The 22,808-nt window shown below is 71.4% G+C and carries 22 protein-coding genes, 1 tRNA gene and 2 pseudogenes; 16 read left to right on the forward strand and 9 right to left on the reverse strand.

Features of this window, described 5'->3' with window-relative positions; translation table 11 throughout:
* Positions 1–115 precede the first annotated feature (115 nt).
* Positions 116–901 (reverse strand): UTRA domain-containing protein, encoded by a 786-nt coding sequence (locus ACFZCP_RS17770; RefSeq protein ID WP_391427921.1) that lies wholly within the window; start codon positions 899–901, stop codon positions 116–118.
* 73 nt (positions 902–974) lie between these two features.
* Positions 975–1,395 (reverse strand): annotated as a pseudogene (locus ACFZCP_RS17775) (3D-(3,5/4)-trihydroxycyclohexane-1,2-dione acylhydrolase (decyclizing)); the annotation flags it as partial.
* A gap of 175 nt (positions 1,396–1,570) precedes the next feature.
* Here ACFZCP_RS17775 and ACFZCP_RS17780 point away from each other — a divergent pair.
* The 7 genes from ACFZCP_RS17780 (at position 1,571) to ACFZCP_RS17810 (ending at position 6,709) form a co-directional block, all read left to right on the forward strand.
* A complete protein-coding gene (locus ACFZCP_RS17780) occupies positions 1,571–2,590 on the forward strand; it encodes a substrate-binding domain-containing protein (RefSeq protein WP_391427922.1) in 1,020 nt (339 codons plus the stop codon).
* Positions 2,590–3,666, forward strand: a complete 1,077-nt coding sequence (locus tag ACFZCP_RS17785; RefSeq protein ID WP_362682248.1) for an ABC transporter permease — start codon at positions 2,590–2,592, stop codon at positions 3,664–3,666. Before ACFZCP_RS17780 ends, ACFZCP_RS17785 begins: the two co-directional genes overlap by 1 nt.
* 6 nt (positions 3,667–3,672) lie before the next feature.
* Positions 3,673–4,584 (forward strand): ATP-binding cassette domain-containing protein, encoded by a 912-nt coding sequence (locus ACFZCP_RS17790; RefSeq protein ID WP_391427924.1) that lies wholly within the window; start codon positions 3,673–3,675, stop codon positions 4,582–4,584.
* Between the two features lies 1 nt (position 4,585).
* Positions 4,586–5,494, forward strand: a complete 909-nt coding sequence (locus ACFZCP_RS17795) for a TIM barrel protein (protein WP_391427925.1) — start codon at positions 4,586–4,588, stop codon at positions 5,492–5,494.
* Between the two features lie 91 nt (positions 5,495–5,585).
* Positions 5,586–5,783 (forward strand): hypothetical protein, encoded by a 198-nt coding sequence (locus tag ACFZCP_RS17800; protein ID WP_362682239.1) that lies wholly within the window; start codon positions 5,586–5,588, stop codon positions 5,781–5,783.
* Between the two features lie 426 nt (positions 5,784–6,209).
* Positions 6,210–6,401 (forward strand): TetR family transcriptional regulator, encoded by a 192-nt coding sequence (locus tag ACFZCP_RS17805; RefSeq protein ID WP_391427926.1) that lies wholly within the window; start codon positions 6,210–6,212, stop codon positions 6,399–6,401.
* 11 nt (positions 6,402–6,412) lie between these two features.
* Positions 6,413–6,709 carry a hypothetical protein gene (locus ACFZCP_RS17810; RefSeq protein ID WP_391427962.1) on the forward strand — a complete coding sequence of 99 codons (297 nt, stop codon included), beginning with the start codon at positions 6,413–6,415 and terminating at the stop codon, positions 6,707–6,709.
* Between the two features lie 188 nt (positions 6,710–6,897).
* Here ACFZCP_RS17810 and ACFZCP_RS17815 read toward each other — a convergent pair whose 3' ends face one another.
* The 3 genes from ACFZCP_RS17815 to ACFZCP_RS17825 all read right to left on the reverse strand — a co-directional run bounded on the left by ACFZCP_RS17815 (position 6,898) and on the right by ACFZCP_RS17825 (position 9,967).
* A complete protein-coding gene (locus ACFZCP_RS17815; protein ID WP_391427927.1) occupies positions 6,898–7,902 on the reverse strand; it encodes a Gfo/Idh/MocA family oxidoreductase in 1,005 nt (334 codons plus the stop codon).
* A gap of 106 nt (positions 7,903–8,008) precedes the next feature.
* Positions 8,009–8,785 carry an SDR family oxidoreductase gene (locus ACFZCP_RS17820; protein WP_362682233.1) on the reverse strand — a complete coding sequence of 259 codons (777 nt, stop codon included), beginning with the start codon at positions 8,783–8,785 and terminating at the stop codon, positions 8,009–8,011.
* 15 nt (positions 8,786–8,800) lie between these two features.
* A complete protein-coding gene (locus tag ACFZCP_RS17825; protein WP_391427929.1) occupies positions 8,801–9,967 on the reverse strand; it encodes a phytanoyl-CoA dioxygenase family protein in 1,167 nt (388 codons plus the stop codon).
* A gap of 119 nt (positions 9,968–10,086) precedes the next feature.
* Between ACFZCP_RS17825 and ACFZCP_RS17830 the strand changes: the two genes are divergently transcribed.
* On the forward strand, positions 10,087–11,118 hold the full coding sequence (locus tag ACFZCP_RS17830; RefSeq protein ID WP_391427930.1) for a substrate-binding domain-containing protein: 1,032 nt from the start codon (positions 10,087–10,089) through the stop codon (positions 11,116–11,118).
* Between the two features lie 91 nt (positions 11,119–11,209).
* Here the strand turns inward: ACFZCP_RS17830 and ACFZCP_RS17835 are convergent, their stop codons facing one another.
* Positions 11,210–12,370, reverse strand: coding sequence for a Gfo/Idh/MocA family oxidoreductase (locus tag ACFZCP_RS17835; protein WP_391427932.1), 1,161 nt, complete (start codon positions 12,368–12,370; stop codon positions 11,210–11,212).
* A 143-nt stretch (positions 12,371–12,513) separates the two neighbouring features.
* Between ACFZCP_RS17835 and ACFZCP_RS17840 the strand changes: the two genes are divergently transcribed.
* A complete protein-coding gene (locus tag ACFZCP_RS17840) occupies positions 12,514–13,518 on the forward strand; it encodes a LacI family DNA-binding transcriptional regulator (protein ID WP_362682221.1) in 1,005 nt (334 codons plus the stop codon).
* On the opposite strand, the gene ACFZCP_RS17845 is transcribed toward ACFZCP_RS17840, so the two are convergent.
* Positions 13,508–13,852: a cupin domain-containing protein gene (locus tag ACFZCP_RS17845; RefSeq protein WP_391427933.1), complete on the reverse strand. Its 345-nt coding sequence runs from the start codon at positions 13,850–13,852 to the stop codon at positions 13,508–13,510. The two genes, ACFZCP_RS17840 and ACFZCP_RS17845, sit on opposite strands and share 11 nt — an antisense overlap.
* A gap of 143 nt (positions 13,853–13,995) precedes the next feature.
* Here ACFZCP_RS17845 and ACFZCP_RS17850 point away from each other — a divergent pair, with 143 nt between their 5' ends.
* Positions 13,996–14,511: a hypothetical protein gene (locus ACFZCP_RS17850; RefSeq protein WP_391427934.1), complete on the forward strand. Its 516-nt coding sequence runs from the start codon at positions 13,996–13,998 to the stop codon at positions 14,509–14,511.
* A 266-nt stretch (positions 14,512–14,777) separates the two neighbouring features.
* Positions 14,778–15,617, forward strand: a complete 840-nt coding sequence (locus tag ACFZCP_RS17855; protein WP_391427935.1) for a dioxygenase — start codon at positions 14,778–14,780, stop codon at positions 15,615–15,617.
* Between the two features lie 33 nt (positions 15,618–15,650).
* On the opposite strand, the gene ACFZCP_RS17860 is transcribed toward ACFZCP_RS17855, so the two are convergent.
* Positions 15,651–16,229 carry a TetR family transcriptional regulator gene (locus ACFZCP_RS17860; RefSeq protein WP_391427936.1) on the reverse strand — a complete coding sequence of 193 codons (579 nt, stop codon included), beginning with the start codon at positions 16,227–16,229 and terminating at the stop codon, positions 15,651–15,653.
* 216 nt (positions 16,230–16,445) lie between these two features.
* Here ACFZCP_RS17860 and ACFZCP_RS17865 point away from each other — a divergent pair, with 216 nt between their 5' ends.
* Both ACFZCP_RS17865 and ACFZCP_RS17870 read left to right on the forward strand, forming a co-directional pair.
* Entirely contained in the window at positions 16,446–17,873 is a 1,428-nt protein-coding gene (locus tag ACFZCP_RS17865) for an MFS transporter (protein ID WP_391427937.1), read from the forward strand.
* Between the two features lie 46 nt (positions 17,874–17,919).
* Positions 17,920–17,993 (forward strand) — tRNA-Pro (locus ACFZCP_RS17870).
* 99 nt (positions 17,994–18,092) lie between these two features.
* On the opposite strand, the pseudogene ACFZCP_RS17875 reads toward ACFZCP_RS17870, so the two are convergent.
* Positions 18,093–18,386, reverse strand: a pseudogene (locus tag ACFZCP_RS17875) (tyrosine-type recombinase/integrase); the annotation flags it as partial.
* A gap of 324 nt (positions 18,387–18,710) precedes the next feature.
* Between ACFZCP_RS17875 and ACFZCP_RS17880 the strand changes: the two are divergent.
* The 3 genes from ACFZCP_RS17880 (at position 18,711) to ACFZCP_RS17890 (ending at position 22,716) form a co-directional block, all read left to right on the forward strand.
* Entirely contained in the window at positions 18,711–19,259 is a 549-nt protein-coding gene (locus ACFZCP_RS17880) for a ferritin-like domain-containing protein (protein WP_391427938.1), read from the forward strand.
* Between the two features lie 171 nt (positions 19,260–19,430).
* Positions 19,431–20,969, forward strand: coding sequence for a glutamate synthase-related protein (locus ACFZCP_RS17885; protein WP_391427963.1), 1,539 nt, complete (start codon positions 19,431–19,433; stop codon positions 20,967–20,969).
* Positions 20,970–20,988: 19 nt separating this feature from the next.
* Entirely contained in the window at positions 20,989–22,716 is a 1,728-nt protein-coding gene (locus tag ACFZCP_RS17890; protein ID WP_391427939.1) for a thiamine pyrophosphate-dependent enzyme, read from the forward strand.
* Positions 22,717–22,808: the final 92 nt, after the last annotated feature.

Genomic DNA, 22,808 nt, shown 5'->3' on the forward strand with positions numbered 1-22,808 from the left:
CGTCTTGCCCGAAACGTAATCGTCATCGTTACCTGCAACTTCGTTGAAGGGCAGGCAAAGAAGCTCCCGGGGCGGGGACGCCCACGGGAGCTGTGTGAACACGAGTGGTTCCGCTTCAGGGTCTGACCAGCAGCTGGAAGTCGAAGGCGTACCTCGACGCCCGGTAGACATGGGTGCCGTACTCCACCGGCCGGCCGGTGTCGTCGTAGGCGGTGCGCTGCATGGTGAGCAGGGCCGCGCCCTCCGCCTCGTCCAGCAGTGCGGCCTCCTCGGCGGTGGCGCTGCGGGCGCCGACGGACTGGCGGGCGCTGTGCAGCGTGATGCCCGCCGAGCGCATCATCCGGTACAGACCCGTCGACTCCAGCCGCTCGGTGCCGAGTTCGAGCAGGGCGGCAGGCAGGTAGTTGCACAGGAACGCCACCGGCTGGCCGTGCGTGCAGCGCAGCCGCTCCAGCACGACGACCTCGGCGCCCTCCGCGATGCCGAGGGCGGCGGCCACGCCGGTGCTCGCCGGGACGCGTTCGTTGCGCAGCACCCGGGTGGTCGGGTCCTGCCCGGCCGACTCCAGGTCGTCGTAGAGACTGCTGAGCTCCAGCGGCCGTTTGACCTGGCTGTGCACCACCTGGGTGCCGACGCCGCGGCGGCGCACCAGCAGCCCCTTGTCCACCAGGGACTGGATCGCCTGGCGGACGGTGGGCCGGGACAGACCGAGGCGCACGGACAGGTCGACCTCGTTGCCCAGGAGATTCCCGGGGGCCAGGATCCCGTCTTCGATCGCCGCCTCCAGCTGCTGGGCGAGCTGGTGGTAGAGCGGCACGGGGCTGGTGCGGTCCAGGGCGAAGTCCACGGAGTCCAGCGTGGGCGTGGTCGTCCGACGGGCGGAGTCACCGGCCCTCGTCACGGGGCACCTCCTTCCGGAGCGCGGACAGGGCGGGGCGGTTCCCGGATGCCGGCGGCGGCCGGCGGAACCGGCCCGGAGGCTCCCGCTGTTCCGGCGGCGGGTCGGCGGGGCGTGGTGAAGACGTCGCCGGGCAGCAGGGTGACCGGGAGGTGGTTGACGGTGGCCAGGGCCGCGCCGGTGACCGGGTCGGCCGTCATCGGGTCGATGGACGCCGTGACGGCCTGTGCCCGGGGACGGTCGGGCCTGCGGGCGTGTCCGACGGCCGCGCGCACCCTCGCCTGCTCGTTGCGGCCCTGGTGGCAGGGCGTGGCGTCGCCGTGTTCGAGCGGTGCCCGGCCGGCGCCCGCCACGTTGCCGTGCCCGACGGTGCCCCGCGTGCCGGCGATCAGCCGGTGCCGTTCGCCGTCGCGTGCGGTGTACTGGGCGCACGGGAACCGCACCAGTGCCCGAGCGACGGTCGGGCGGCTCGTCGCTTCACCTGTCGAGTGGCTCATGCCTCCCAGGTGTAGGTGCCGACGGGCGGCGCTGTCAATGGTTTGTACTTACATTCGGACCTGCTTGTGAAATGATGTCTTAACAAAGTATTGACAGCGGCCCTCCGGAGGGACTTGGATCCCGTCCCAACGCAATAGCGCCCCTTCCCCCGAAGCACAGTGAGGTGCAGGAACGATGGACCGCTCTTCTCACTCCCGCTCCCGCAGACTGGCCCCCGTCGTGGCCGTGGCCGCAGCGGCAGTACTCACCCTCGCGGGCTGCTCCAGCAGCTCCGGGGGGAAGAAGTCCGAAGAGGGAGGATCGAACGCCTCGGCGGGCAAGGCGAACACCCCGCGGATGACGGTCGCGCTGGTCACCCATCAGTCGCCGGGCGACACCTTCTGGGACATCGTCCGCAAGGGTGCCGAGGCCGCCGCCGCCAAGGACAACGTCAAGCTGGTCTACTCCTCCGACCCGAACGCCGGCAACCAGGCCAACCTGGTGCAGAACGCGATCGACCAGAAGGTCGACGGCATCGCGATCACCCTGGCCAAGCCGGACGCCATGAAGGACGTGGTCAGCAAGGCCAACGCGGCGAAGATTCCCGTGGTCGGCCTGAACTCCGGGGTCAGCGACTGGAAGAAGCTCGGCCTGCGGGAGTTCTTCGGACAGGACGAGAGCGTCGCGGGCGAGGCGTTCGGCAAGAAGCTGAACGAGGTCGGCGCCAAGAAGGCCGTCTGTGTGGTCCAGGAGCAGGGCAACGTCGGCCTCACCCAGCGGTGCGACGGCGTGAAGAAGACGTTTTCCGGCACGACTGAGACGCTGTACGTGAACGGCACCGACATGCCGTCCGTGAAGTCGACGATCACGGCCAAGCTCAAGCAGGACAGCGCCATCGACTACGTCGTCACCCTCGGCGCCCCCTACGCGCTGACCGCCGTGCAGTCGGTGGGCGACGCGGGCAGCAAGGCCGAGGTCGCCACGTTCGACCTGAACAACCAGCTGACCAGCGCCATCAAGAAGGGCGACATCCAGTTCGCGGTGGACCAGCAGCCGTACCTGCAGGGCTACCTGGCGATCGACTCCCTGTGGCTCTACAAGAACAACGGCAACTACAGCGGCGGCGGCGAGCAGCCCGTGCTCACCGGACCGGCCTTCGTCGACAAGTCCAACGTCGACCAGGTCTCCCAGTTCGCCGCGAAGGGCACCCGGTGATGAGCATGTCCCAGCAGGCTGAGCCGGCGGTCGGGAGGCCGCCGGCGTCCGGCCCCAAGGAGACCGACGGCCGCACCACCCGGCGTCCCCTGGCCCTCAGGCTGCTGGCCCGTCCCGAGGTGGGCGTCTTCCTCGGCGCCGTGGCGGTCCTGATCTTCTTCCTGGTCGCCGCGCCCTCGCTGCGCCAGGGCAGCTCGATCGCCACGGTCCTCTACCAGTCCTCGACCATCGGCATCATGGCCCTCCCGGTCGCCCTGCTGATGATCGGCGGCGAGTTCGACCTGTCCTCCGGCGTCGCCGTGATCACCTCCGCGCTCACCGCGAGCATGCTCAGTTACCAGCTGACGGTGAACGTGTGGACCGGCGTGATCGTCGCCCTCGTCGCCTCGCTCGCGGTCGGCGCCTTCAACGGCTGGATGGTGGTCAAGACCGGGCTGCCCAGCTTCCTGGTCACCCTCGGCACCTTCCTGATCCTCCAGGGCGTCAACCTGGCCGTCACCAAGTGGGTCACCGGCAACGTCGCCACCGACGACATCAGCAACATGGACGGCTTCGACCAGGCCAGGAAGATCTTCGCGTCCTCCGTCGACATCGGCGGCGTCCAGGTGAAGATCACGATCTTCTACTGGCTGGTCTTCGCGGCCCTGGCCACCTGGGTGCTGCTGCGCACCAAGTACGGCAACTGGATCTTCGCCGTCGGCGGCAACAAGGAGAGCGCCCGTGCCGTCGGTGTCCCGGTGAAATTCACCAAGATCACCCTGTTCATGCTGGTCGGCTTCGGCGCCTGGTTCGTGGGCATGCACAACCTGTTCTCGTTCAACACCGTGCAGTCCGGCGAGGGCGTCGGCCAGGAACTGATCTACATCGCTGCGGCCGTCATCGGCGGCTGCTCGCTCACCGGCGGCGCCGGCTCCGCGATCGGCCCCGTCTTCGGCGCGTTCATGTTCGGCATGGTGAACCAGGGCATCGTCTTCGCCGGCTGGAATCCCGACTGGTTCAAGGCGTTCCTCGGCGTGATGCTCCTCGGCGCCGTCCTGATCAATCTGTGGGTCCAGCGCACGGCGACCCGGAGGTAGGACCCGATGACCAACAACGGAACCGGCACCCACGGTGCCGTACTCCAGGACGCCGCTCCCGCCCAGGACGGCCCGATCGTGGAACTGCGCGGCGCAGGCAAGTCCTACGGCAACATCCGCGCCCTGCACGGCGTCGACCTCAGGGTGCGGTCCAGCCAGGTGACCTGCGTCCTCGGCGACAACGGCGCCGGCAAGTCCACCCTCATCAAGATCATCTCAGGGCTGCACCAGCACACCGAGGGCGACTTCCTCGTGGACGGCGAGCCGGTGCGCTTCGGCAGCCCCCGCGACGCCCTGGACCGGGGCATCGCCACCGTCTACCAGGACCTCGCCACCGTCCCCCTCATGCCCGTGTGGCGGAACTTCTTCCTCGGCTCGGAGATGACCAAGGGCCCCTGGCCGGTACGCCGCCTGGACATCGCCCGCATGAAGGAGACCGCGGACCAGGAACTACGCAACATGGGCATCGTCCTGGACGACCTGGAGCAGCCCATCGGCACCCTGTCCGGCGGCCAGCGCCAGTGCGTGGCGATCGCCCGCGCCGTGTACTTCGGCGCGCGGGTGCTGATCCTGGACGAGCCGACGGCGGCCCTCGGCGTCAAGCAGTCCGGCGTCGTGCTGAAGTACATCGCGGCCGCCCGCGAACGCGGCCTCGGCGTCATCTTCATCACCCACAACCCCCACCACGCCTACATGGTCGGCGACCACTTCAGCGTCCTGCGCCTCGGCACCCTCGAACTGAGCGCCGAGCGCAGCGAGATCACGCTGGAGGAGCTGACCAACCACATGGCCGGCGGCGCCGAACTCGCGGCCCTCAAGCACGAGCTTGCCCAGGTGCGCGGGGTCGACGTCGAGGAACTCCCGGAAGAGGAGGACCTCACCGCTCCCGTGGCGCACTCCCCCGAAGGGACCACCTGACATGGCGAAGCCCCCTGCCCTGGACCGCATCCGGGTCGGATCGGCCCCCGACTCGTGGGGCGTCTGGTTCCCCGACGACCCCCGGCAGGTCCCCTGGGAACGCTTCCTCGACGAGGTGTCCGAGGCCGGCTACGACTGGATCGAACTGGGCCCGTACGGTTACCTCCCCACCGACCCGGCACGACTGGCGGACGAGGTGGGCCGGCGGAACCTGAAGGTGTCGGCCGGTACGGTCTTTACCGGCCTGCACCGCGGCCCGTCCGTCTGGGACGAGACCTGGGCCCATGTCGGCCAGGTCGCCGCCCTCACCCGGGCCATGGGCGCGCGGCACCTCGTCGTCATCCCCTCCTTCTGGCGGGACGACAAGACCGCCGAGATCCTGGAGCCGCCGGAGCTGACGGCCGAGCAGTGGGCGCACCTGACCAAGGGGATGGAACGGCTCGGCCACGAGGTCAGGGAGACCTACGGCCTCGACCTGGTCGTCCACCCGCACGCCGACACGCACATCGACACCGAGGCGCACGTCGAGCGGTTCCTGGACTCCACCGACTCCGAACTGGTCAACCTGTGCCTGGACACCGGGCACTACGCCTACTGCGGCGGGGACAGCGTCAAACTGATCGAGACCTACGGCGAACGCATCGGCTACCTGCATCTCAAGCAGGTGGACCCGGACGTCCTCGCCGAGGTCGTCGCGCACGAGGTGCCGTTCGGGCCGGCCGTCCAGCGGGGCGTCATGTGCGAACCGCCGGGCGGCGTCCCCGAGCTGGGGCCCGTCCTGGAAGCGGCACAGCGGCTCGGCGTGGACCTGTTCGCGATCGTCGAGCAGGACATGTATCCGTGCGAGCCGGACGAACCGCTGCCGATCGCGGTCCGCACGCGCAGGTTTCTGAGGTCGTGCGGGGCCTGAGGGTTCGGTCCGGCGGTGGCCGGGAACGAACGGGGTCGTGCGGGCGTTCTCGGTGACGACGGGGAGACGCCCGCAAGGAGGGGAGGACGACATGGCACACCGCACGGAATTCCATGAGACGCCCCGGCAGGCCGCCGAGGTGACCGGCACGGCGCGCCCCGGCCGCTTCAGCCGGCTGCCCGAGCGGATACGCCCGGAGGACACGGTGGAGACCAGGCCGGCGACTCTGCCGGACCCGGCGCGCGACCGGTACAGCGCGGACGAGTGGCTCGTGCGCTACTGCCTCTGAGCCGCACCGGGCCGGACGGCGCCGTGGTCGAGCAGACTCCCGGCGCAGTCCAGCACGGTCTGTGCGGAGGGCCGCGGCTGCCGGCCCAGCATCCTCCGGGCCTTCTCGGTGCTGTGCCGGTTGCGAGGCCGAGGGCCGGCGTGATCTGGCCGCCCGCTCGGCCAGGGTCTTCGAGCGGCGGTAGGGGAGCAGCGTCGGATCGTCGGGACCCGTCCACAGCGATTCGTCCGTGACCCCCTCCGCGGTGTACGACGAGGGGCTCGCGGCGGACGTCAGGACGACGCGGGGGACGCCGGCCGCCGTCGCGGCGCGCAGCACCCGCGGGGTGTCGTCCCGCGCGGGGGTGACGAGGTCCTCCGCAGCCGTCGCGCAGCCCCCGAAACCGACCCGGAAAGACGCCCGGGAAACCGCGCACGCATCCTCGCTGTGGCACGCGAGGGGCTCTCCGCGTCGAGCGCCGCCTCCCGCACGGCGATCGCCAAGCGGGCCGGTGTCGGCATCGGGACGCTCTACCGGCACTTCCCGACGCGCGAGGCGCTGGTCCTGGAGTTGTACCGGCACGACCTCCACCACCTGATCGACCTCGCCCCAGAGCTGCGCGACGCACCCCCCCGCTGACGGCCCTGCGCCTGTGGTTCGACGAGGTCGCCCGGTACGGACGCCTCAAGTTCGGTGTGGCGGAGGTCGTCCACGCCGCCACCGACGCGCGCCGGGACGACCCGTCCCACGCCCCCTTCGTGGGCGCGATCGGAGTGCTGCTGGAGGCCGGCGCCGCCGACGGCACCCTCAAGGCGGGCATCGACCCGGAGGACGTGCTGCTCCAGCTCAGCGTGGTCTGGCGGATCGACCCGGCGCGGAACAGCGAGGCGCGGGCGGCACGCATTCTGGAGCTGATCGTCGACGGGCTGCGCGCCGGGCACGAGTGACGGGCGTCCGGCTCTCCGCCGACGTGCAGAAAGAGCACGGTGGCCGCCGCGAGGAGGGGGCACGGTGGCCGCTACGGAGAGGGGGCACGGTGGCCGCTACGGAGAGGGACCACCGTGGCGGCCACGGAGAAGCCGCACAGTGGTCCCCGGGGAGAAGGGGCACGGTGGCCGGGCCGTGCCCTGGGACGTCAGGCCCCGCGCACCTCCGCGATCGTCACCGGTCGGTGCTCGTGCAGGGACAGCGTGCAGGCCTCGGCGATCCAGCCCGCCTCCAGGGCGTCCTCGACCGTGCACGGGGAGGGACGGGTGCCGGCCACGACATCGGTGAACGCGGTGAGTTCGGCGCGGTAGGCGTCGGTGAAGCGGTCCATGAAGAAGTCGTGCGGGGTGCCCGCCGGGAAGCTCACGCCGGGCTCGACCGAACGCAGCGGCAGCTGGTCGTCCAGACCGACCGCGATGGAGTCCTGGAAGCCGTGCAGCTCCATACGGACGTCGTAACCGCGGGCGTTGTGGCGGGAGTTGGAGACCACCGCGATCGTGCCGTCGTCCAGGGTGAGGATCGCGCCGGTGGTGTCGGCGTCGCCCGCCTCCCTGATGTAGTCGGCCCCCCGGTTGCCGCCGACCGCGTAGACCTCGGTCACCTCACGGCCGGTCACCCAGCGGATGATGTCGAAGTCGTGCACGGAGCAGTCCCGGAAGATGCCGCCGGAGGCGGCGACGTAGGCGGCAGGCGGGGGCGCCGGGTCCAGGGTCGTCGAACGGACGGTGTGCAGCTTGCCCAGCTCACCGGCGCGCACCGCGGCCCGTGCGGCGACGAACCCCGCGTCGAAGCGGCGGTTGAAGCCGATCTGGATCGGCGCATCGCTGCCCTGCACGGCCTTGAGGACCTCGACGCCCTCCGCCATGGTGCGGGCGACCGGCTTCTCGCAGAAGACCGGGACGCCCGCCTCCACGCCGGCCAGGATCAGCGCGGGGTGGGCGTCGGTCGCCGCGGCCACGACGATCGCGTCCACGCCGGCGGCGAGCAGTTCCTCGGGCGAGCCCGCGAACTCGGCCCCGAACCGCTCGGCGGCGGACTTGGCCGCATCCGCGAACGGATCGGTGACGACGAGTGACTCGACGGCGTCGAGCCCGGAGAGGGTCTCGGCGTGGAAGGTGCCGATGCGGCCGAGGCCGAGGATTCCGATACGCATGTGCTCCATTGCTCCTTGTGCGTGTTGCTGTCCGCTGCCGGGGCCGTGCCCCGGACGCCGGCCGCCCTACGGGCCCGTCCGCGACCGCCGGACGGGCCCGGTCTCTTCAGTCCAGCCCGCCCAGCACGTTCTGGTCCCAGTCGATCACCGATCCGGTGACCACGCCCGAACGGTCGGACAGCAGGAGGACCACGAAGTCCGCGATCTCCTCCGGCCGGCCGAGCCTGCCCATCGGCAGCCGGGCGGCGGCCTGCTCCCGCCAGTCGTCGCCCGCCCCGTGGAAGGCGCGCTGGGTGGCGTCCTCACCCTCGGTCGCGGTCCAGCCGATGTTCAGGCCGTTGATCCGGATCCGGTCCCAGCGGTGGGCGTGCGCCGCGTTCCGGGTCAGACCCACCAGCCCCGCCTTCGCGGCGACGTACGGCGCGAGGAACGGCTGTCCGCCGTGCGCCGACGAGGTGATGATGTTGACGATCGTGCCGGGCGCCTTTCGGGCCACCATGTCGGCGACCGCCGCCTGCATCGCGAAGAACGGTCCCTTGAGGTTGACCGCGATGTGCGCGTCGAACAGCTCGGGCGTGGTGTCCAGCAGCGTGCCCCGGGAGGTCAGCCCCGCCGAGTTCACCAGGCAGTCGACCCTTCCGTACGCGTCGACCACCTCGGCCACGGCCGCCTTCGCCTGCTCGGCGTCGCCCAGGTCGGCGCGCACGAACATCGACGTGCCGCCGTCCGCCGCCAGCTCGGCCACCAGGGCCTCGCCGGGCTCCGTGCGGCGGCCCGTGACGGCCACCGCGGCGCCCTCGTGGACGGCGGCCCGCGCGACCGCGGCGCCCACCCCCTGGCTGCCGCCGTTGACCAGGACGACCTTGTCGTCGAGAAGTCCCATGTGCCCTGTGCCCTTTCAGCTCTCGCGCCGCTCCGCGCCGGCCCGCAGCTCCCCGCGCAGCCGCCCCGGCGTCCACTCCTCGTGCAGGGCCCGCCGGATCAGGTCCGCCTGCGACGGCGGAGCCAGACCGTCGGCCGGCGGGTCCTCGTCGAGGTTGGTCGGGAAGGGATAGCCCTCGGCGCTCGCGGCGACCACGTTCTCCAGCCACTGTGCGTCGGCGCCCGCCTTCTTCCGCTGCAGCAGCACCGGAAAGACCGCGTTGGCCACCGCCTCCCGGTCCACCGTCTCCATCGCACGCCCGAAGGCGGAGGAGATCTGCAGGAGGTTGGCCGTGCGGCGCACGTCCGCCGTACGGTTCGCGCCCGCCGCGTGCAGCAGCGCCGGACTGAAGAACGCCGCATCACCCTTGGCCAGCGGGAGCTGGACGTGATGGCCCTCGAAGTGGGCCCGGAACTCCGGGAGCCGCCAGGCCAGGTAGCCCGGCTCGTAGAGCTGGGAGTACGGCAGGTACAGCGTCGGACCGGACTCGACGGGCATGTCGCAGTGGGCGACCGCGCCCTGGAGCGTGAGCACGGGGGAGAGGCGGTGCACGTGCGCCGGGTAGGCCCCCGCCACGGCGTTGCTCAGGAAGCCGAGGTGGTAGTCGCGGTGCGCGGTCTGCCCCGCACCGCCCGGGTTGACCACGTTGACCTGCGAGGTCACCTGGTAGCCCGGGCCCAGCCAGGCCGCCGCGACCAGAGCCAGGACGTCGTTCGCGTAGTAGTCGGCGAACGCCTCCGGGTCGTACAGCGCCGTCTTCTCCAGCGCGTTCCACACCCGGTCGTTGGCGCCGGGCCTGGCGAAGTGGTCCCCGGCCCGCGCGCCGGAGGCCCGCTGCTCGGCGAGCAGCGCCTCGAACGCGGCCGTGACCCGGTCCACCACCGCGGCTTCGGGGAACGCGCCCCGGACCACCACGATCCCGGGGCCGTCGGCGAGCGCCCGTACCAGTTCGGCACGCAGAGTCCCCCGGTCACCGGCCGCCCGCAGCCGCTCGCCGTCGTAGACCAGGACGCCGTCCGCCACCGACGCGGCGTGCGGGTATGCGGCGAGGTCCGTGGTCCGTGCCACGAGAGCGCGGAAGGCGTCGAGGTCGCAGTCCTGCTCGGACAGCCAGGCCCGGCCTGTTGCGGCGCTGAGGGACATCGGTGTCCTTCTTTCGTTCACGGAAGCCACGCGGCCCACGCGGTCCTGTCATTCTTGTCAGTACAAACCCCTCGAACAACCAGCAGGCAGCCATCAAAAACCCCTCAAGGAGCCGGCCCATGGGGCACCCCTTTCCCCTCCGGGAGATCGCACGTCAGGCAGGCCTGAGCGAGGCCACGGTGGACCGCGTCCTGAACGGCAGGGGAGGGGTGCGGGAGAGCACCGCCCGGGAGGTGCACCGGGCCATCGCCGACCTGGACCGCCAGCGCACCCAGGTACGGCTGGTCGGCCGCACGTTCATGGTCGACATCGTCGTGCAGGCACCGGAACGGTTCACCACGGCCGTACGGGCCGCGCTGGAGGCCGAGCTGCCCGCGCTGCACCCGGCCGTGGTCCGCTCCCGCTTCCACTTCCGCGAGACGGGGCCTGCGGCCGAGCAGGTCAGGACGCTCGACCGGATCGCCCGCCGGGGCTCGCAGGGAGTGATCCTCAAGGCGCCGGACGTCCCCGAGGTCACCGCCGCCGTGGGCCGGCTCACCGCGGCCGGCATCCCGGTCGTCACCCTGGTCACCGACCTGCCCGCCAGCGGCCGCCTCGCCTATGTCGGCATCGACAACCGGGCCGCCGGCGCCACCGCCGCCTACCTCATGGGCCAGTGGCTCGGCGAACGGTCCGGCAACGTCCTCACCAGCCTGAGCAGCGGCTTCTTCCGCAACGAGGAAGAGCGCGAGATGGGCTTTCGCAGTGTCATGCGGGCCCGGCACCCGCAGCGCACCCTGGTGGAGATCACCGAGGGGCAGGGCCTGGACATCACCCAGTACGACCTCGTCCGTGCCGCCCTGGAGCGCGACCCGCAGATCCGGGCCGTGTACTCCATCGGCGGCGGCAACAACGCGACCCTGCGGGCCTTCGCCGACCTCGGCCGCCCCTGCGCGGTGTTCGTCGCGCACGACCTCGACCACGACAACACCCGTCTGCTGCGCGAGCACCGACTGTCCGCCGTCCTCCACCACGACCTGCGGCACGATCTGCGCGAGGCCTGCCACGAGGTGATGCGCCACCACGGGGCGCTGCCGCCGGCCGGACCCGTCCTGCCGTCCGCGATCCAGGTGGTCACCCCGTACAACATGCCTGCGACACCGGCGGGCTGACCCGCGCGGCGCCACGCGTGCGACACCGGCGGGCCGGTCCGCGCAGCAACGGGCCTGCGCCGCCGGCAGGTCGCCCCGCGCAGCAACAGGCCTACGACGCCCGCAGGTCGACCCACGTCCCGCTCTCCGCCGACGCGGCCATGGCGTCCAGCAGGGCCGCGCTGCGCACCGCGTCGGCCAGGGTGGTGCCGTGGGGCCTGCCCTCGGCGATCGAGCGCAGGAAGCGGTACGCCTCGATGACCTTCAGGTCGTCGTAGCCCATGGCGTTGGCCGCGCCCGGCTGGAACGCGGCGAACTCACCGTCGCCCGGGCCGACGTAGACCGTGCTCACAGGCTGGTCCTGGTACGCCGTACCGCGGCTGACCGCCAGCTCGTTCAGGCGGCGGAAGTCCCAGAACACCGCACCCCGGGTGCCGTGCACCTCGAAGCCGTAGTTGTTCTGCTCGCCGACCGAGACCCGGCAGGCCTCCAGGACCCCGCGCGCGCCGGAGGCGAACCGCAGCAGACAGCTGACGTAGTCCTCGTTCTCGACCGGACCCGGCTCGCCGCCGGACGCGAGCGCATGACCCGCGGTGGCGCTCGTCGGGCGGGCCCGCTGCGGGACGAAGACCGCCGTGTCGGCGGTCAGGGAGGCGATGTCCCCGAGCAGGAACCGGGCCAGGTCGACGCCGTGCGAGGCCAGGTCGCCGAGCACCCCGCTGCCGCCGCGCTCGCGTTCGTACCGCCAGGTCAGGGCGCCGTCCGGGTGGGCCGCGTAGTCGCTGAACAGGCGGATGCGCACATGGGTGACCGTGCCGATCCCGCCGGAGGCGATCAGCTCGCGGGCGGCCTCCACGGCGGGCGCGTTGCGGTAGTTGAAGCCGACCGTGCCCTGGACGCCGGCCTCGGCGACCGCGTCGGCCACCGCGCGCGCGTCCTCGCCGGTCAGGCCCACCGGCTTCTCGATCCACAGGTGCTTGCCCGCCTGCGCCAACGCCACGCCGATCTCCCGGTGCAGGAAGTTGGGCGCTGTGATGCTGACGGCCTGCACGCGCGGGTCGGCGGCCACCTCGCGCCAGTCGCGGGTGGCGGAGGCGAACCCGAACCGCTCGGCGGCCTCCTCGGCCCGGCCCGGCACCTCCTCGGCCACCGTCACCAGCTCGACACGCAGGGGCAGCTGCGGATAGTGGTGCCGCACGCGGGTGTACGCCTGCGTGTGCACCCGCCCCATCCAGCCGAACCCGACGACGGCGACACCGAGCGCATCCACCATGACAGCCCCTCTTTGGACCGGTCCACATCCTGTCCGGGCCACCTTTGTACGGACATGGTCCGCACGTCAACCCTCGGGCAACGGAGAACGGTCCTGTGTCGACCCTTTGACAGCACGGTCTGCTCCATGGAACGGTCCAAGTCATGAAACCGCCGACGATCCGCGACGTGGCCGAGCGGGCCGGAGTGTCGAAGTCGCTGGTCTCGCTGGTGCTGCGCGGCTCCGGCCAGGTGCGTGCCGAGAAGCGGGACGCCGTCCTGACCGCCGTACGGGAGCTGGGCTACCGCCCGAACGCCGCCGCCCGCAGCCTCAGCGAACAGCGCACCCGGACCGTGGGCGTCCTCCTCGACGACCTGCGCAACCCCTGGTTCGTGGACCTCCTCGACGGCCTGAACTCCCTGCTGCACGCGGCCGGCCTGCACATGCTGCTCGCCGACGCCCGGCTCAGCCGGCGCATCGGCCACGACCTCGCCGAACCCTTCCTGGACCTGGGCGCCGACGGCCTGGTGGTGGTCGGCACGGTGCCGGACGCGGGCGCGATCGGCGCGCTGGCGCGGCGGATGCCGGTGGTCGTGGCGGGCGCCCGCGAGCCGCAGCCGCCGCACGTGGACGTCGTCGCCGGGGACGACGAGCACGGGGCCCGGCTGGTCACCGAGCACCTGCTCGGCCTCGGCCACCGCCGGATCGCCCATCTCGCGGGCCACGGCGCGGTCGGCGAACTGCGCCGGCGCGGCTTCGAGGCGGCGATGCGGGCGCACGGCGCCGAGCCCCTGGTGGAGCCCGGCGACCTGACCGAGGAGGGCGGTTACCGGGGCACCGTGCGGCTGCTCAGCCGCCCCGACCGGCCCACGGCCCTCTTCGCCGTCAACGACATGTCGTGCGTCGGCGCGCTCTCGGCGGCCGGGGAGCTGGGCCTGAGGGTGCCGCGGGACCTGTCGGTGGCCGGTTACGACAACACCAGCATCTCCCGGCTGCGCCATGTGTGGCTGACCACCGTCGACACCGCTCCGCACGAGGTCGGCCGACGCGCCGCCCGCTGCCTGCTGGACCGCTTCGAGCGGCCCGGGGGCGAGGGGCGCGTGCAGCTGGCCGTACCGACCCTGAAGGTCCGCGGGACGACGGTGGCGCCGCCCGGCCTCACAGATTGATCGAGTACGCCTTGCGCAGTGTCTCGTGCACGGTCCACGTCGTACGGTCGCCCGCACGCAGCACGGCCATGTCGCCGGGGCCCACCGTCAGCGTCGGCCCGCCCTCGACCTCGATGGTCGCCGACCCGCTGACGACCACGAACAGCTCGTCCGCCTCGGTGTCGGTGACCACGCCCGGCGTGATCTGCCAGATCCCGCGGATCTGCCGGCCGTCCGGCGACTCCCAGACCACCTTCCCGGTCACCTCGGGGTTCCCGGAGACGATCTGCTCCGGGTCGAGGGGCTCGGGTTCGAGATCGGCGTCGGGGATGTGGAGCGTGAAGCTGTGCGTCATGAGGCGAGCCTAACCAGGGGCCGTGCCGCGCGGCCGTCGACAGTGTGTGCGGCATCGGGGCTGGTGGGAGGACACTTCGTCGGGGCGTGCGGACCGGCCGCGCCCACTGGCGGGCGCGGGGGGCCCGGGTGATCGTGGGGAGCATGGCTGACTCCACGGCCGCTGCCGTCGAGCCGCACCGGCAGCACGACATGCGCGAGGCCGTCCTGTTCGGCGGCGTCTACGGCGCCGTCCTCGCCAGCTCGATGGTCGCCGCGCTCACCCAGTACGGCCACAGCTCGGCAGCCAGCCGCCGCTACGACGCCCTCTGGCTGCTGGTCACCGCGTTCGCCTCCGCCATGGCGCACGGCTACGCCCATTACATCGCCGAGCGAGCCCCGCACAGCCGCTGGGACGCCCTGCGCGCCCTGCGGGACGAGTGGCCGCTGGTCACGGCCGTCCTGCCGACGGTCCTCCTGCTCGCGGGCGCGGGCTGGGGCTGGTGGCCGCCGAACGGCGTGGAGTACCCGGTGTTCGCCCTGAACATCGCCATCCTCTTCGTCCTCGGGCTGGTCACCGCGCGCTGGGCGGCGCGCAGGTGGCCCCGCGCCGTCCTCATCGGTCTGGTGGACGCGGTGCTCGGGGTGGTCGTGGTGGTGGCCAACGCGGTCATCAAGTAGGCGATCGGCGTCCGACGGGGCATGGATCCCCTATGACCACCGAAGACGTCGTGACCGAAACAGCCGCCGGACCGGGCGGAGCCGCATCGGACGGGGCCCCGGCGGGCGGAGCTGCCGCACCGGGCGGAGCAGCCGGATCCGGCGGGGTCGCCGAAGCGGACGGAGCCGGAGCATCGGACGGGACAGCCGGACCGGGCGGAGGTGCTGGACGGGACGGGGCTGCCGCATCGGGCGCAGCCGCTGCGCCGGACGATGCCGTCGGCACCGTGACCCGTCAGGCCGTCGACAGCCTGCGCGCCACGCCCGACCCCCGGCTGCGCGACCTGCTCACCGCCCTCGTCCGGCACCTGCACGCCTTCGCCCGCGAGACCCGGCTGACCGAGGCGGAGTGGGAACGGGCGATCGGCTTCCTCACGGCCACCGGCCAGGCCTGCACGGACACCCGGCAGGAGTTCATCCTTCTCTCGGACGTCCTCGGCCTGTCCATGCTCGTCGAGACGCTGCACGGGCACCGCGCACCCGGCGCCACCGAGTCGACGGTCCTCGGCCCCTTCCACCAGACGGCGTCCCCGGTGCGGGAGCTCGGCGCCGGCATCGACCTGGTGGGCGACGGCGAACCCTGTGTGATCAGCGGCCGGGTCCGCTCCACCGACGGCACCCCGCTGCCCGGCGCGGTCGTGGACGTCTGGCAGGCCGACGCGAACGGGTTCTACGACGTCCAGCGGCCCGACGTCCAGCCGCCCGGCAACGGGCGCGGCCTGTTCACCGCCGACGCCGAGGGCCGCTTCCGGTTCCGCACCTGTGTGCCCAGCTCCTATCCGATCCCCGTCGACGGACCCGTGGGCACGCTGCTCCGGGCCGCCGGCCGCCACCCCTACCGTCCCGCGCACATCCACTTCATCGCGAAGGCCGACGGCCACATCCCGGTCACCACCCACGTCTTCGTGGCCGGCGACGCCTACCTGGACTCGGACGCGGTGTTCGCCGTCAAGGACAGCCTGGTGCAGGACTTCGCCCCGACCGACGACCCCTCCCTGGCCCGCGCGTTCGGGGTGCCGAACCCGTTCCGGCACGCCCGCTTCGACCTCGTGCTCGAACGCGCGTGACAGGACGCGCAGGAGCGTGCCACCCGTGGGGTCTCAGCGGCCGGCCCGTACTCCGTCCAGCGCGATCGCGAGCACCCGGTCGCGCTGGGCATCGTCCTCGAACGCCGTCGCCGTGATGCCGGCGACCATGCGCAGCAGGTCGCCGAAGTCCATGTCGGTGCGGGCCGCTCCCGCCTTCTGGGCGCGCTCCAGCAGCGGACCGCCGGCCGCGTACATGGACTCGCGGCAGGCCAGGAAGATGTCCGACTCGTCGTCCAGCGCCTCGCGGACCGCGCGCTTGGTGACCATGTAGCCGGTGAACCGGTTCAGCCAGGTCGTCAGGGCTTCCCAGGGCTCCCGGCCGGCGACCTCCACGGCCGCCCGGCACAGGGCGTTCACCTCGTCCGCATAGACGCTCTCGAAGAGATCGCGGCGGGTGGGGAAGTTCCGGTAGAGGGTGGCGATGCCGACGCCCGCGCGGCGGGCGACGTCCTCCAGCGAGGCCTCGGCGCCGTGCTCCGCGAACGCCTCGCGGGCGGCCGTGAGCAGGGCGTCGTAGTTGCGGGCGGCGTCCTTACGGTGCGGCCGGCGGGACGCGACGATGTCGCTGACGGGGAACGGCGGGGCCGTCACTGCTGCCTCCCGGAAGGGAATCGGTTGAACCGGAGGGATGCCTCCGTTACAGTGGAGGGGTACCTCCACTTTAGCAGCGCGGGGGCGGCTCCGCCGTGGCCGGACGCGTCCCGGCGCCGGCCTCCCGCACCCCGGAGGTACGGGCCCTGCGCGCGGCGCACCGCCCGCCCTTCAGCCGTCCCACCCTCCGCGCCCGGATTCCGGAGAGGCTCCTTCATGCCCCGCACGTCCACCCGTCTCACCTTCACGGTCCTCGCGACCGGTGCCGGTGTGTTCTCCATGCTGCAGTCGCTGATCGCACCGGCCCTGCCGACCGTCCAGCACGCGCTGCACACCTCGCAGTCCACCGCGACCTGGGTGATGACGGCGTACCTGCTGTCCGCCTCGGTCTTCACCCCCATCCTCGGTCGCGTCGGCGACCTCGTCGGCAGGAAACGCACCCTCGTCGCGGTCCTGCTCGCCGTTCTCGCCGGCTGTCTGGTCGCCGCGCTCGCCCCGGACATCGGCGTGCTCATCGTCGCCCGGGTCGTCCAGGGCGCAGGCGGCGCCCTGTTCCCGCTCTCCTTCGGCATCATCCGCGACGAGTTCCGCCCGTCCGAGGTGGGCGCCGGCATCAGCAACCTGTCCGCCGTGATCGCCGCGGGCGGCGGTGTCGGCATGGTGGCCGCGGGCCCCATCGTCTCGGCACTCGACTACCACTGGCTGTTCTGGATCCCGGTGGCCGTCGTCGCCGCGACCGTCCTGATCGCCCTGCGGTACGTCCCCGAGTCGCCCCGCCGGGCCGAGGGCAAGGTCGGCTGGCTCGGCGCCGGGCTGCTGTCGGCCTGGCTGGTGGCCCTTCTGCTCCCGCTCAGCCGGGCCGGGCAGTGGGGCTGGGGCTCGGTGAAGGTGCTGGGCCTGTGCTCCGCCGCCGTGGTGCTGTTCGCGCTGTGGCTGGCCAACGAGGCCCGCTCCCGCACCCCGCTGATCGACCTGCGTGTGATGCGGCTGCCCGCGGTGTGGACGACCAACGCGGCCGCCCTGCTGTTCGGCGCGGGCATGTACGCGATCTGGTCCTTCCTGCCGGGCTTCGTCCAGATGCCGCCCGCGGCCGGCTACGGCTTCGGGGCCGGCGTGACCGAGTCGGGACTGCTCATGCTGCCGATGCTGATCGCGATGTTCCTCTCGGGTGTCCTGGCCGGACGGCTCGAACCCCGCATCGGCGCCAAGGCGTTGCTCACCACGGGTGCCGCCCTCGGCGCACTGGCCTGCGGCTTCCTGACCCTCTGGCACGATGCGCGGTGGCAGATCGGTGTCGTCGCGGGCCTGTTCGGACTCGGCATCGGACTGGCCTTCGCCTCGATGGCCAACCTGATCGTGGGCAGCGTGCCGCCCGAGCAGACCGGCGCCGCGACCGGCATGAACGCCAACATCCGCACCATCGGCGGGTCCATCGGTGCCGCGCTCACCAGCGTCCTGGTCACCGGCAGGCTCCAGCCCTCCGGACTGCCCTACGCCTCCGGCTACACCCACGGCTGGGCCCTGCTCGCCCTGCTCTGCCTGGCCGCGGCAGGCGCCGCCCTCCTCGTCCCGGTCGGCCGCACCAGCCGCACGGTGGGCTCCGCCACGGCCGCGACGGCACCGGCACCCGCACGTGTGCGGTAGGGTTGACCTGCGTGATCGCGCGGAAAAGCCCCGCGCGAGGTCGCACCGGGACGTGGCGCAGCTTGGTAGCGCACTTGACTGGGGGTCAAGGGGTCGCAGGTTCAAATCCTGTCGTCCCGACTGGAGACAGTCGCAGGTCAGGGCCGGTTTCGGAGGTATCCGGAACCGGCCCTTGATCATTGTTGGGGACCAGTTGGGGACCGGCGTCCTTGACCGAGGTCAGCGGGTCACGACGATCGGGCTCGGCAGTGAGCGTGGTGCGCGCAGCACGCTGAGGTGCGCGGAGAGCGCCGCCCCGGCGGCCGTGATCTTGTGTACGTCCGGGTGCAGGTAGCGCTGAGTGGTGGTCAGGGATCCGTGGCCGGCGATGCGTCGCAGGACGTGGACCTGCACGCCTGCGTCGGCGAACCAGGTCAGTCCGGTGTGCCGGAGGTCGTGGCGGCGCAGGTGCTCGTAGCCGAGCTCGGTGACCACGTCGTCCCAGTGTGTGGCGTCGCGCAGGACGGCGGCCGCGCCCTTCGTCTGTGAAGAGGTCACCGAGCCGAAGCGCTGTGGCCGCCGGTCCCGATCACTTTCCGGGACCGAGCCGGCAAGACGCGCCAGGTTGAGGCGTTCTTCGCTCCGCGCGAGCGCGGCAAGGGAACCATGCCCATTGCACAAGAAGGAGGGCTGCCGCGCTGCCTGGGCGGCGTCATGCGGCCATGCCACCGGGGTGCGAGGGAACGCGGCTGCTGGTTGCTGGAGTAGTAGACGGCCGCGGAGCGGGTAAGCGGCGAACCACATCAGTAGTCATGCCGGGACGTATCCGGCGCGCTTTGGAAGGGCGGTTCGTCTGTCGTGGCCGAGTTCCTCACCGACATCGAAACCATCAGGAAGCGGGCCCGTCAGGAGATCGACAAGGGGCCGGTGACCGACGCGTACGGCGCGGACCTGGAACGTGTCCTGAAGGTGCTGAACGAAGCGCTGGCCACGGAGATCGTGTGCACGTTGCGTTACAAGCGGCACTACTACACGGCGGCCGGCCTGTACTCGGAGCCAGTGGCCGCGGAGTTTCTGGAGCACGCCGAGGAGGAGCAGAAGCACGCGGACAAGCTCGCGGAGCGCATCGTCCAACTCGGCGGTGAGCCGGACTTCGACCCCGACACGCTCACCAAGCGGTCCCACGCCCAGTACGACGCCGGCACGGACCTGGTCGAGATGCTCAAAGAGGACCTGGTGGCCGAACGTGTCGCCGTGGCCTCCTACACGGAGATCGTGCAGTGGCTCGGAAATGACGACCCAACGACCCGGCGGGTGTTCGAGGAACTGCTCGCTCAGGAGGAAGAGCACGCCGACGACCTGCGTGGCCTGCTGGAGCGGATTCCCGCGCGCGGCACGAACGCCTGATGCTCGTCCTGCCGGCTCGTCGGTGGCATCCGGTCCGCCGAGGGAGCCCCAGTTCTGCGTGGGGACGGGCGCAGTGTTCCCACGATGTGCGTAGGAGAGTGAAGAGTGCGGGCGTTCGTCTCGGGCTTGGCCCGGTTGTTGTTCTTCGCGGTGGTGGTGAGCTGCGCCGTCGTGTTCGTGGCCCTCGCGCTGCTCGTCACCGCATGGTGCTGGGTACCGGCCGTGGTGCTGCTGGCGCTGACGGCCGTCGGTGTGAGCGACCTGCTGCAGCGCCGGCACTCCATCCTCCGCAACTACCCGATCCTGGGACACATGCGGTTCCTGCTGGAAGGCGTACGGCCGGAACTCCAGCAGTACTTCATCGAGCGCAACTTCGACGGCCGTCCCTACGACCGCGACGTGCGCTCCATCGTCTACGAGCGGGCCAAGGGAACGGACGCCGAAGAGCCGTTCGGCACCGAACGTGCTGTGGACGCCATCGGATACGAGTACCTGGTTCCCTCGCTTGCGCCCAAACCGGTCGCCAGCCATCCTCCGACGATCCGCGTCGGCGGACCGGGCTGCACCCAGCTCTACGACATGGCGCTGTTGAACGTGTCCGCCATGAGCTTCGGCGCCCTGTCCACCCGCGCGATCCTGGCCTTGAACGAGGGCGCCGCGCGTGGAGGCTTCGCCCATGACACCGGCGAGGGCGGCCTGTCGGAGCACCACCTGAAGCCGGGCGGCGACCTCATCTGGGAAATCGGAACGGGCTACTTCGGCTGCCGTACGAAAGACGGCGACTTCTCGGACCGGGAGTTCGCGGACAAGGCCGCCCACCCTCAGGTCAAGTGCGTGTCGCTGAAGCTCTCGCAGGGCGCCAAGCCGGGCATCGGCGGGGTCCTGCCCGGCGGCAAGGTCAACGCCGAGATCGCCCGCGTCCGGGAGGTGCCCCAGGGCCAGACGGTGATCTCACCGCCGTACCACCGCGTCTTCGAAACCCCGCGGGAACTTGTGCAGTTCATCGCCCGCATGAGGGAGCTCGCCCACGGCAAGCCCACCGGATTCAAACTCTGCCTGACCTCGCGGAGGCAGTTCCTGGCCGTGTGCAAGGCGATGCTCGCCGAGGACGTCACCCCGGACTTCATCGTGGTGGACGGCGCCGAGGGTGGGACGGGCGCGGCGCCCCTGGAGTTCGCCGACCACCTCGGTACCCCGCTGACCGAGGGCCTGACCACCGTGCACGCCGCCCTGGTCGGCACCGGCCTGCGGGACCGGATCAAGATCGGCGCGAGCGGCAAGGTCGCCACGGGCGCCGACATCGTCAAGCGCCTCGTCCAGGGCGCGGACTACACCAACGCCGCCCGCGCCATGATGTTCGCACTCGGCTGCATCCAGGCCCAGCGCTGTCACACCAACACCTGCCCGACCGGAGTGACCACACAGGACCCTCGCCGGGCCCGCGCCCTGGACGTCGCCGACAAGGCCGAACGGGTGCGTCGCTTCCAGGAGGCGACCGTGCACAGCGCCCTGCAGATCATGGCCTCCATGGGCGTCACCGATCCCGCCCAGCTGCGCCCGCACATGCTGCGACGGCGCGTGAACCCGACCACTGTCCTGTCGGGTGACCGGCTCTACAACCCTCTCGAACCGGGGCAGTTGCTCGCCGAACCGCCGTCGAGCTGGGCCGAGGACTGGGCCGCGGCCGACCCCGACCACTTCACCATCTAGCCAACCAGGGAAGAGACACATGGCTCGCTCGGTCGCGCACGTACTCGTCGACAGCCTCGCCGAACTCGGCGTCCGCCAGGTGTTCGGCGTGGTCGGCGACGCGCTCAACCCCATCACGGACGCCATCCGGCGTGCCGACTCGGTTGAATGGATCGGCTGCCGGCACGAGGAGGCGGCCGCATTCGCGGCCGGTGCGCAGTCCCAGCTGACCGGCCGGCTCGGGGTGTGCATGGGCACCGTCGGCCCCGGCTCCGTCCACCTGCTCAACGGCCTTTACGACGCGGCCAAGAGCCACGCCCCCGTGCTCGCCATCACCGGCCAGGTGCCGCTGGCCGAGGTGGGCACCGACTACTTCCAGGAAGTCGACAACGACCTCCTCTTTCGGGACGTCGCCGCCTTCCGGGCCACCGTCACCTCCCCGGAGCAGTTCCCCGGCCTGCTCGAGATCGCGGTACGCACCGCCGTCGCGCTCCAAGGCGTCGCGGTCCTCACCGTGCCAGGGGATGTCGGCGGCCTGGAGGTGCCCGACGACCGCACTCCGCGCTTCTTCCTCGCCGACCACCGCACTCGCCCCGACGACCCCGACCTCGAACGGGCAGCGGCGCTGCTGAACGGCGTGGAGAAGGTGACGCTCCTCGTGGGGCGGGGCGCACGCTCGGCCCGCGACGACGTACTCCAGCTTGCTCAGCGGCTCGCCGCCCCCATGGTCCTCACGCTCAAGGCGAAGGAGGGCTTCGAACACGACAACCCCTACGAGGTCGGGCAGACCGGCCTGATCGGCAACCCGGCAGCCGCGGAGGCGATGCAGGACGCCGACACTCTTCTGCTGCTGGGCACCGACTTCCCGTACCGCGACTGGTATCCCACCGGCAAGAAGGTCATCCAGGTCGACACGGCCGCCGAGCACATCGGCCGCCGCGTCCCCGTCGACCTCGGGCTGGTGGGCGACGTCGGCCCGACGGTACGGGCACTGCTCGACCGCCTCAGCGGCGACCGCGACGGTGATCACCTGGCCCGCGCCCAGGAGAAGTACGCGCAGTGGTGCAAGGGGCAGCAGAGGCTCGCCACGCCCGGCCACGATCGCACCTTGGTCGGGAAAGTGCGTTCCGTTCTGGACAACCGGGAGCACCAGATCCGCCCCGAGGCACTGGCCGCCGCCGTCGGCCAGGCCGCCGCCGACGATGCCGTCTTCACCTCCGACACCGGCATGGCCACGGTGTGGCTGTCGCGGTTCGTCCGTATGCGCGGCACCCGACGGCTCCTTGGCTCCTACAACCTCGGTTCCATGGCCAACGCCATGCCCCAGGCACTCGGCGCACAGCTCCTCGACCGAAATCGCCAGGTGGTGGCCTTCTGCGGCGACGGAGGCCTCAGCATGCTGCTGGGTGACCTCATGACCATCCGCACCTACCGGCTCCCGGTCAAACTCGTCGTCTTCGACAACCGCCGCCTGGGGATGGTCAAACTCGAACAGGAGCAGGCCGGCCTTCCCGAGTTCGGCACAGAGCTCGACAACCCGGACTTCGCCGCAGTCGCCACGGCCCTGGGCATCACCGGCATCCGTGTCACCGATCCCGACGACCTGGAGGAGGCGGTCCACCGAGCCTTCACCACCGAAGGCCCCGTGCTCCTCGATGTCCTGACCAATCCGGAAGAGATCGCGGTGCCCGCGAACCCGACCTTGACTCAAGGGTGGGGCTTCGCGATCGCCAAGCTCAAGGAGACCTTGCGCAGCCAGGGAGATTAAACGGTGTCCCGTAAGCCCTGTTCAGACGTGTGATGATCTTGATGTGGGTGCTGTGGTGACGGTGGATGAGCCGAAGTGGGTGGGTCTGCTTG

This window comes from Streptomyces sp. NPDC007971, assembly GCF_042958635.1.
GTDB lineage: Bacteria > Actinomycetota > Actinomycetes > Streptomycetales > Streptomycetaceae > Streptomyces.